At 60.8% G+C, this 5,847-nt stretch carries 6 protein-coding genes and 1 pseudogene; all 7 read right to left on the bottom strand.

The window, feature by feature from the left end; genetic code table 11:
* Positions 1–55: 55 nt before the first annotated feature.
* Complete coding sequence (locus tag ABX749_RS18930; RefSeq protein ID WP_372897334.1) at positions 56–178, bottom strand: hypothetical protein; 123 nt, start codon at positions 176–178, stop codon at positions 56–58.
* 30 nt (positions 179–208) lie between these two features.
* A complete protein-coding gene (locus ABX749_RS18925; protein WP_372897333.1) occupies positions 209–1,465 on the bottom strand; it encodes a tetratricopeptide repeat protein in 1,257 nt (418 codons plus the stop codon).
* Positions 1,466–1,720: 255 nt separating this feature from the next.
* A complete protein-coding gene (locus ABX749_RS18920) occupies positions 1,721–2,299 on the bottom strand; it encodes a hypothetical protein (protein ID WP_372897332.1) in 579 nt (192 codons plus the stop codon).
* 409 nt (positions 2,300–2,708) lie between these two features.
* The gene (locus tag ABX749_RS18915) at positions 2,709–3,068 is read right to left on the bottom strand and encodes a hypothetical protein (RefSeq protein ID WP_372897331.1); all 360 of its coding nucleotides are present in this window, start codon (positions 3,066–3,068) and stop codon (positions 2,709–2,711) included.
* A 378-nt stretch (positions 3,069–3,446) separates the two neighbouring features.
* On the bottom strand, positions 3,447–4,235 hold the full coding sequence (locus ABX749_RS18910; RefSeq protein WP_372897330.1) for a DMT family transporter: 789 nt from the start codon (positions 4,233–4,235) through the stop codon (positions 3,447–3,449).
* A gap of 323 nt (positions 4,236–4,558) precedes the next feature.
* Positions 4,559–5,500, bottom strand: coding sequence for a PP2C family serine/threonine-protein phosphatase (locus tag ABX749_RS18905; RefSeq protein ID WP_372897329.1), 942 nt, complete (start codon positions 5,498–5,500; stop codon positions 4,559–4,561).
* Positions 5,501–5,618: 118 nt separating this feature from the next.
* A pseudogene (locus ABX749_RS18900) lies at positions 5,619–5,847 on the bottom strand (short-chain dehydrogenase); the annotation flags it as partial.

Here is a 5,847-nt window from a genome sequence, read left to right as displayed (position 1 = left end):
GAGTCCTCTGCAGTGAGCGTATTGGCAGAGGACTCGTCGCCTCGTCCACTACCGCCTACCCGAAACACCAGGTGACACGGAGCACTCGATCGAGACGGCGGACGAGGAACACACGTCGCGGTTTGCCGCCGAGTGGTTCATCGACGCATCCCGCCGAGATGGCGGGATGGCGAGACACGCGATGCGATCGCGTTACTGAGTTATCGCGTTACTGGGGCATCGCGAAGTTCGGCGGCAGCGCGAATTTTTCGGACGAACCTTGTCCGTCGGCCGTCGGCGTGGTGGCCGGTGCGGGGACGGAGGCGGACGTCTGATTGACGTTGTTGTTGGGGGCGGGCGTTTTGTACGACGCGTTCCCAAAACTGACGTTGGTATTGGCGGTGGAAGCGGGTTGGACGGCATTTTGGAAACCGGGGATTTCGGTTCCGGGCGTGAAGCCTTGAGCCGCCTGTTGGACCGCGGTGTCCGCGGGCGTGTTTGCAGAGGGTCGAGCGGCGGTGGCCATCGCGACTCCGGGGGTGACCCCGGGAACGTTTCCGATTTGGGCCAGCAGTTCGCGCGAGCGTTCGACGGCGCGTTTGGTGGCCGCGTCGGATGCGGCTTGGGGCTCGTAAGCGAGCGCCTGATTGAGGTGCCGTGTCGATTCGGCTTTCTGGCCATGCTTGTAGTGCAGGTAGGCCATATTGAAGTGGGCCACGGCGGGTTTATTGTTTTGGACGAGGACTTCCAGGGCACCTGCGGGATCGCCGGCCTGGAATTTCACACTCGCCAGGTTGTTGGCGTATCGCGAGGAGCCGGGCGAGAGCCGCAGTGCCTGTTCGATGGTGGTCGCCGCGGCGCTGTAGTTGCCAAGTTTGCTGAGCGTTAGTCCCAGATCGTTGTACAGCCCGGCGTCGTTACCATTCTGTTCGATCGCCTTGCCGAAGTATTCGGCGGCTTTCTGGTGGTTTTCTTGACGGAAATGCAGTCGCGCGATGTTGGCCAACGCGGCTGCGTCGTTGGGTCGTTTTTCGAGCGCCTTGGCATAGCTTTCCATGGCTTTCTCGTAGTTGCCGGTCGATTCCCACAGTCGTCCGTTGGCGACAAAGACTTCCGGAGTCACTTCGGCTTTGTGCGTCAGGCTGGTCGGGTCGGTGGCGTCGCCTTCGGTGACATCGCGATCGGACTTGTCGCTGCGTCCGAACCAACTTGCGACCGTTGTCCGCGATTTGGAGGCGGCGCCTTTGGCACCGCTGGCAAGCGAGGTGCCGACGGTCTTGGGGCCGCTAAGCCAGCTCGATCCACTCTCTTCGACGCTGGAGCTGGCCGGAGTGCTCGAAAACGGATTCAAGGAAGCGACTCGGGTGCCGAGGGAACTGGAGCACCCGGTGGTCGTGGCGGCACAGCCGATCACCAGTGAAGCGACGAGCGCCGATGAAAGTTGATGACGGCGTCGATTTCGAAGCGTTTTGGTTTGTTCAGTCACGTCTTAGTTTCTCCCGTGACACTGGAGTCAACGAGTAGGGCGAAGCGGCGGCGGTGTCAACGCGAGTCCGATGGCACCGATTGTAGGGATCGACCGATTGTCAAACTGACTTCAATTCGGTCCGCCGTGTAAGCCGGATTCGACGAAAAAAGGCGGTTTCCCTTGAGGGGAAACCGCCAGTGGGTGTCGATTTGGAGTCAACTCGGTTGGCAGTGGCTGCCCAACAGCGAGTCTCGTGCGACTGCGAGGTGCTGCCTACTGTTGTGTGACGGCAGAGGTGCCCGCGGCGCTGCTGGAGGGCAGTTTCGGCGGAGCGAGTTCTTCCAGCCAGGCGCGGTTGACTTTCGTCGCCCAGGCACCCGACGCGGTCGGGGGGACGCGGTCGGTGACGGCGACCGTCGGCAGCGGGCCCACGCCCTCAAACTGCGACAGGATTTCACGCACCGACGCCACCCGTGCTTGGGTTTCTTCGGTCGTCGCCGCACGCACGACATAGACCTGGCGGCGTGAGGCGGGCGCTTGGCGGGCGATCCAGGCCACGGTCTCTTGCCCCGACGTCTTCAAGGCACCGTCTCCATCGCGGAATTGATGCGGCCCGATCGTATTGTGCAAGATCCAACCGTTCTGCTTCATCGCTTCGAACGGGGTGATCACGGCCATGGCATCCATTTCGTTGAAGGGATCGGGCCACGCATTGTTGCGTTCGTACCCGACACCGACCTTGTGCCAAAAACTGTTCCAGTGATCGTTCCATTTCGCGCTGACCGATGTCGTGGTGACCGACATGAGGGCAGCAACGATCAGCAAACGTCCATAAAAGCTAGTGCATCGCATGATAAGGCAGTTCCTTCCGCCGGTTGGGGAGATTGCAAATGACGGTTGGCGGTGCGTTTCCGACCGCGGGGGTTTTAAATCAAGGCTCGCAATCGTTCGGGACACCGGTTCCATGATTTTCCGGAACGACAAACCGTTCGCTCGCAGCAATCTCATCGGCATCCCCACGCACCACTCTTTGCCTGGCGATTCGGCGACGGCATAACCGGTACAGCTCGCTTGAACGTCGGTCGGGCCGGTGAACGGATCTCGACGTAAAACAGCCGTGACGGCAAAACGAAACGGCGACCCTGCCTGGCAGGGCCGCCGTCGTGTCGGTTGAATCAGGTTCTGCCGAGCAGCCCCGCAGTGCCCCAACCCCGCAGTGCCAACCCGGCAGTGCGATTGAGCGTGCGGTACCGCGGGTGGGTTAGTTGTCTTCGGTCTTCTTTTTCTTGCCCTTGGCTTTTCCTTTAGCCTTTCCTTTGGCGTCGTCGCCACGGCTCGCCATTTTGACCAGACGCTCGGGCAGTTTTGCTTTTTGGTCCTCGGTCAGCAGGGCGACGGCGTTCTTGAGCAGCGAGGCGCGCATGGCGTTGGACTTCTTCAGCACGGCGATTTGGTCCTTCGTCAGGCCGAGTTTCTCGTTGATGGCTGCGGAGATTTCGGCGGGCTTCTTGCCACTCTCTTTGAGTTCTTTTTGCGCCGCGGCACGTTTTTTCATGATTTCCGGAGTGATACCGGCTTCTTTCAGTGCGGCCTGCGTTTCGGCGGCGGTTTTCTTGGCCATCGCTTGAATTTCGGTCGTTTGCTCCTCGGTCAGGCCGACGTCTTTGAGTTGATTCAAAACATTGGCGGCCGGTGCTTTGCGGGCAGCGGTGTTGTTTTTTCGTTTCTTTTCAGGTGCGTCCTCGGCGATCGAGGCGGTGCTCAAGACGAGGGCGCAAGTCAGACCGAGCAGTGTGTTCTTCAACGCAGTTTTCTTCATCGCAAACTCTTTCGTGGGGAATTTAAAGAGAAAGGGGGGAGGGGGGAGATGGCGTTCACGACGGCGACCGGCGATCGGGAGGTGTTGTGGCCTGCCGATCGAAACGGATGTCTGGTGAGCGATCTGATTCTTAAACCGTTGCCGCCGACCAAGGTACTGCGGATTGCCATTTTTTTGTGGCTAATCGGTGATCACGATCGGGGCCCGCGTGCGGCGGGCCAGGATGATCAGGCCGACAAAGGTCAGGGCGATGCCGACGGCAAGTCGGGTCGTGATCGGTTCATCGAAAAGGATCACGCCGGCCACGCCCGCCATGGCAACCTGAGACGCATTGATCAAGTTCACCGCAACGACCGGCAGCAGGCGAAGCGACGTGGTGATGGCGACAAAGGCGGAAAAGTTCAAGCATCCCGCGGTGACCATCAGCATCCATTGTGACGGACTGGTCGACAGGATTGCCGCGGGGCCCAGGGTCGCAAAACAGAACCCCCACAGCGCCACGCTGCCGGTGACCCCGCTGATCAGCATCAGATTTCGGGCCGGGACTCCGGTCTGCAGCGTCTGCCGCATCGTGACGCCGAAGAACGCGTAGGCCAATCCAGAAACCGCCGCCCAGAGCGATCCGACGACCAGATCGATCGGCTCGGGTTGGTCTGGCTCGGGCAGGTCTGGCTCAGCCGCGGCGATCGTTTCGGTGTTCGCGCTGAGGGAATCGTTGAGCGGTTCGTTGACGCGGCGATCGGGCAGGGACAGCACCACGACGGCGACGATCAAGGTGATCATGGCGATCACTTTGCGTCGGCCGACCGGTTCTTTCAACAGGACCGCGCCGAGAATCGCCCCGCCGACGATCAGCACGCCGAGCGTGATGGGGACCGACGCGGCCAACCCGATCCGCTCGAGCGCTTTTTGGAACGCGGCGTTGCCGAAGAACTGCGCCAGGAAGGAGGCCAGGATGAATTGGGGCAACCGGCGGAAGGCCGATCGGGAGGGAGTGGCAGGTGACGGGTGGTTCGCCGAGGTGCGGTCGGGCGCTGGGCTGTTTGACGCTGGGCCGTTTGGAGTTGGGTTGTTTCGAGCCGGGCGAATCGACAGCCATCCGACGAGTGGGCCCAGGACGACCACGGTCGGTGCGGCTTTGACGGCGGAGACGAGGTAGGCATCGACGTCGACACAATTCCGCAGCGCGATATTGGTCAGGGTGTAGAGGACGGCGGAGGCGATTCCACAGACGGGGCCCTGCCATGAAATCCGACGGGGGGAAGGCAAAACGGAAGGCAGTGGATTGGTCCTTAGCTGTCCTGGTCGTTCTCGGCGACGGGCATCGTCTTTTTCTGGGCGGCGTCGCCTGCGATCACCGATCCGTTGGCGGCCAACCGTTTTTTGGGTGTCGGATGGGAAACCACCACGGTGATGTTATCTTCGCCGCCGCGGTCGTTGGCAAGCTCTACCAATTGTTTGCACAGCAGGGAGGCGTTGGGTTGCTGGGTGAGCATCGCCGAGATTTGATCGCCGTCCACGTAGCGATACAAGCCGTCACTGCAGAGCACGATGGAATCGTTTTCGCATAAATCGACGCGATGCACTTCGGCCAACAAACTTCGTTGGGCGTGGCCTCCGACGACGTTCCACAGGATGTTACTCCAGCGACTGGTCGCTTCGTCTTCGGGCTTCATGCCGCCGGCCTCGACCATTTGTCGCGCCAGCGTGTGGTCGGTGGTGATTTGCCGAGCGACGCCGTCACGAATCAGGTAACAGCGACTGTCGCCGGCGTGCACGACGTACATCGCGGGCCAGTGGATGTAGGCCATCGTCAGCGTGGTCCCCATTCCGGCCGCCGCGTGATTTTCGCGAGATTCAGCGAGGACGCGGCTGTGCGCGTCACGCAGCAGATTCCGCAAGCCATTGACGAACTCTTCTTCCGACCCGGTGTCGGACTGGAAGAACCAGTGGACGCTGTTGAGCAGTCGACCGATCAAGTGTTGCAGCACGATGCTGCTGGCTTTTTCACCGGCTGCGTGCCCGCCCATGCCGTCGGCGACCAGCAACACCTGGCCCTGGATGCCGCCAAAAAAACGACCGACATCGATCTCCGCCAGGCTCGACGCGGAGACGAGCATCGATTTGCTCAGCTCTGCGATCAAGAACTGGTCCTGATTGACGGTGCGTTTCTTTCCGACATCGGTCAATCCGAATGTCTCGGATTGAGTGAATTCGAATTCCGAATCGAGCATCTCCAGGACCTTCGCCGAGGACGAACGTTGACAACAGCCAGAATTGTAACGAGGTTGACCCAATTGGAAGCGATTCGGCGGGCAAGAATTAAGTTTCTGTGTCCAGCGCGACCATCGATCAGGCTCGTTCGCTCAACTCGGCTTCGACGAATGCTTTCGCAAACCCTGCATAACCGGACTCGAATTGTTTTGCCATCGAATCGGGAAACACATGGAACTGGTCCTCGCGAAGCGCCGCAAAAATGGCCTCGGCGACCAGGGCGGGTGATTCGGCGACGTCGGCCAGACCGACGGCCTCGGCCATCTCGGTCTTGATCGGACCCGGGTGAACGCTGACCACCGCGGTC

It is taken from the genome of Stieleria sp. (genome assembly GCF_041595215.1).
Lineage (GTDB): Bacteria > Planctomycetota > Planctomycetia > Pirellulales > Pirellulaceae > Stieleria > Stieleria magnilauensis.
Note: the sequence above shows the minus strand (reverse complement) of the source record. Positions and strands in the feature narration are given on the sequence as shown.